At 40.4% G+C, this 4,070-nt stretch carries 4 protein-coding genes; 3 read left to right on the plus strand and 1 reads right to left on the minus strand.

Going from position 1 to position 4,070, the window contains the following annotated elements; genetic code table 11:
• Positions 1-52: 52 nt before the first annotated feature.
• The gene (locus NNN64_RS22485; RefSeq protein ID WP_087052137.1) at positions 53-895 is read left to right on the plus strand and encodes an HAD family hydrolase; all 843 of its coding nucleotides are present in this window, start codon (positions 53-55) and stop codon (positions 893-895) included.
• A gap of 14 nt (positions 896-909) precedes the next feature.
• Here the strand turns inward: NNN64_RS22485 and NNN64_RS22490 are convergent, their stop codons facing one another.
• Positions 910-2,106 carry an integrase domain-containing protein gene (locus NNN64_RS22490; protein ID WP_087052136.1) on the minus strand — a complete coding sequence of 399 codons (1,197 nt, stop codon included), beginning with the start codon at positions 2,104-2,106 and terminating at the stop codon, positions 910-912.
• Between the two features lie 497 nt (positions 2,107-2,603).
• On the opposite strand from NNN64_RS22490, the gene NNN64_RS22495 reads away from it, so the two are divergent.
• The gene (locus tag NNN64_RS22495; RefSeq protein WP_271442838.1) at positions 2,604-3,449 is read left to right on the plus strand and encodes a DUF6387 family protein; all 846 of its coding nucleotides are present in this window, start codon (positions 2,604-2,606) and stop codon (positions 3,447-3,449) included.
• 282 nt (positions 3,450-3,731) lie between these two features.
• Complete coding sequence (locus NNN64_RS22500; protein WP_000795662.1) at positions 3,732-3,938, plus strand: helix-turn-helix transcriptional regulator; 207 nt, start codon at positions 3,732-3,734, stop codon at positions 3,936-3,938.
• Positions 3,939-4,070: the final 132 nt, after the last annotated feature.

The raw sequence follows: 4,070 nt of genomic DNA on the forward strand, positions 1-4,070 counted from the left end.
ATGTTTCTTAGTCGGAAATAACTTTTGATAAAGAAATTATTTTGGATTGATTATGAAAAAATTACTGATTACAGATTTAGACAATACTTTGTATGATTGGGTTTCATTTTACGCTCAATCATTTACTAGTTTGCTAAATGAATTGTCAATAATACTTGGTGTTGACAAGGAAATATTAATTAAGGAGTTTAAACAGGTTCATAAATTTCATGGGAATTCGGAATACCCCTTTGGTGCGCTAGAGTTACCATCAGTTATTAGTAAGTTCAAATCAAATGATAAGGTTTTTTTAAGTAAGAAGGTTGATAGCGCCTTTCATGCATTCAATTCTACAAGAAATAAAACATTAACTTGTTATTCGAATGTATTGAGTACATTGCAAGAAATTTCTTCCTCAGGTATTGTTATCGTTGGGCATACAGAGGCGCCAGTAAGAAATGCATTATTTCGATTGGAGAAATTAGGTCTCCTAAAGTATTTCAAACACTTATATACCCCTCATGATAGATATCATGATGATTTAAATGATAAAACAAAGCAGTGGTTGTCTTCGTATGGTGATTTTCTTATTCTTTTAAATGAGAAGCAAAAGAAACCTAATCCTGAGTTATTGATTGATATTTGCTCAAGTGAGGGGGTGGAAAAAGAAGATGCAGTTTATATAGGCGACTCGATTGTAAAAGATATTGCAATGGCGAATCTTGCTGGAATCGACTCCGTATGGGCTGAATACGGAAAACAACATTCTCAAAAGTATTGGGATGTCTTAGTTTCTATAACTCATTGGACTGAGGAAGATGTTGCTAGAGAAACTCGTTTGAAAGTAGAGTTAGGAAAACAAAAGCCAACTTATACAATATCCAGTTTTGATGAGTTGAAAGATATTTTATTCTGATTTTTCTTTGGCGGTTAATTAACCGCCATTTTAATCTGTAATCCCCACCAATTCATTAGCTCTATTCTTTTTTCAATATAAATAGCTCTATTATAAGCTCTCCTGACCTCATTTTTGTCGCTATGTGCAAGTGCAGATTCAATTACATCGGAATTAAATCCATGTTCATTCAACGCTGTACTTGCGATTGCCCGTAATCCATGAGCAACTAATTTCCCACCATAACCAATACGTTTTAAAGCAGCATTAGCAGTTTGGCTGTTCATGGGTTGTTTTGGATCATTCCTACTCGGGAAAACATGTTCCCTATGAGCGCTGATGGGCTTCATCACATCCAGAATCTCTAATGCCTGTGGTGATAAAGGAACGATGTGTTCCCGCTTAGCTTTCATCCGTTCGGCTGGAATAGTCCAGAGCTTCGCATCGAGATCGATCTCTGCCCACTGAGCACCGGAAGCCTCAGAAGGGCGCACAAGGGTCAAGAGCTGCCACTCAATAAGACAGCGAGTCGCAACAGACAGATTTGACATGACTAGAGAACGCATTAGCTTTGGCAATTCCTCTGGCCGCAGCGTCGGCATGTTTTGTTTTTTGGGCTTCTCAAAGGCCATCCCAACACCTGATGCTGGATTGGCATCAATCAGACCAGTGTTTACGGCATAAATCATTATCTCGTTAATGCGCTGCACCAGTCGACGTACAGTCTCAAGCGCCCCACGAGCTTTGATTGGCTCAATCGCTTCAACCAATGTACGGGCTTTGATTTGCTGAACGGGGATCTCACCGATGGCAGGGAATACATCTTTCTCCAGTGAGCGCCAAATGTCTTTTGCGTAATCAGGGGTAACGCTTTTGCTTTTGAGCTGGAACCAGTTTGCCGCAACAGTCGAAAAAATACTGTCTAGGGCTATCTGTTGCTGTTCTTCAACAACTTCGGCCTGAACTTGGGGGTCGACGCCATTAGCTAATAAGGAAAGATAATCCGCTCTTAACCCTCGGGCATCAGCAAGCGAAAGGGCGGGGAAGGAGCCGAGTCCCATCATTGTTCGTTGCTTTGTTGCCGGACGTTGATAACGGAAACGCCAGAGCTTTTTCCCGCTGGTTTTCACTATCAGGAAAAGCCCATCACCATCATGTAGAGTTAGATCCTTCTCTAAAGCTTTAGCGCGCAGAACTTCGGTGTTGGTCAGGGGGCGCGTTGTCCGTGCCATATGGCCGCTCCTTCGTGAATTGGTATACGTTTTTAGGCCTACATCTTACCGTATACCTAAACGTATACCAATTATCACTGGATTCAGGCGGATCTTCTCGGATGGTTACGGACAAATAACAGATACAAAAAAGCCCGCAAGGCTTACGCTGTGCGGGCTTTCAGGACTTCCTCGGACGACTCTGGTAATCGTTGAGGGAGAATTTTGGGCTGGCGTCCCTGTAAATAACTATTCATGACATTGATTTTTAGGTTTATTTTAAATTTTAATTTTATATGTGGTCCTAAAAAGGAACCATAAATTTTAACGGTATGAGTTCTCACGAATAGCCGATTTGCAAATTGTATAAAAAGACAACAAATTTCTCAGTTCAACTCCCTATTGGTAACTGAACTCATAGATAAGGTCCGTTATGCTTTTCATAGGTTGACGAATACGGTAACTTTTCTCAATAGCACGATTCTATCCGCAGTACCAGCATAGGTGGAGAATGGATTTTGAACAATTGGTCACCAGAGCATACAAAAGTCATCAAGAGCTGGTTTAAGATTGATACATATCGCAAATTTGAAGACCTCTCATTGATTCAGTTCTACCATGAGATATGGGCCCGTAAATTGTTCTTTAAGGAGTATCGGGAAGAGTTTGAGAGCAGAGCACTTGCGGGTTACTTCTCAAAAATTTTTAGTGGCAATCCTTTTTTAATTGAAAAAGGACAACTGGGATACATGACTCCTGCCAACAAACTTTTTCAACCTCCCCATTTCTTTCTCACAACTCTTGATCGCCTTGCTGAAACGAGCATTATTGCAATGCAACGTGGAGGTTTTCTTTGGCATGAAGGTGACAATTATTCTATAAACGCAGAGCTTCGAGAAGAATCACTTTCAGACATTATGCCAGATCAGTTTACACGAACGGTCATGTTCGAGATTGATCTGGCAAGTGGCACAGACGAAGAGATTGCAGAGTCGCTTAAAGCTGCATTACCGCAGTGGCGTAAAGTTAAGGGTATTGATGAAAACCCATTGGAATCTGTTCGTTTTGGATACGGAACTATCAAGAAACTCATCAGTTATCGTGTAATACCTATGCTTGATATCCTGGTGTGGGCAGCCGTTAAAAAAATCCGTGTCTCTGACGACAGGTTATCCAGACTACTATATACAGACGATGACGAAGAAAGCGAAATGAGACAGTCCAGCCAAATCAAAGATACCGACAGGCCTTTGGCTCTTAAATCCTGCACAACTGACTTTATCCGACAATTCCATTACTTCATGAACAAAAACAGCCATTTAAAGCAAATGAAAGTCTCTGATGTAATGAAACTATCGGATTAAGATTTAATTGATAACTGTCTGTTTTTTATTATAAAAATAAACTAAAAGCACTACTGTAAATGGTGCTTTTTTTTTGCGATTTTTACTTTAAACCGGCCATTTTTACACTTGCTATAAAACAGGGGAATTTCAGCTACTCTCAAGTTCCCTTGTTCTGTACTGCACCAACTTCGAGAAAACCATCCTGCACAGCAGCGAAGAACCTCCGCTTCAGGAGCTTCGCTCCTTTCTTTTCCCAACTGCTCGTATAGTGACTTCACCGCAACGACAAGGGATAACGAAATGAAAAATCAAGCAACCCGCCTCATACGCTTACCAGAAGTTCTCGAACGAACTGGCTACGGAAAAGCCTGGATCTATCGTCTGATCAACGATGGCAAGTTTCCTGCTCCTGTCAAAATTGGAAGTCGTGCAATAGCTTTCGTTGAAAGTGAGATTGATAGCTGGATTCAGTCTGTTATCGAAACAAGTCGAAATAATGTTGCTTAATTGAATTTAGGAGAGATTTTATGACTATCGAAGAATTTGTGAATGAAGAAAACCATATGTGTAATCTGGGCCAGGAACTATTCTTTAAAATTTTCGAGCCTGAATCGATTTATAATTTACCCAATAACGAGT

The sequence above is a fragment of the Citrobacter sp. Igbk 14 genome, assembly GCF_028069825.1.
In the GTDB taxonomy this organism is placed as follows: Bacteria; Pseudomonadota; Gammaproteobacteria; order Enterobacterales; family Enterobacteriaceae; genus Citrobacter.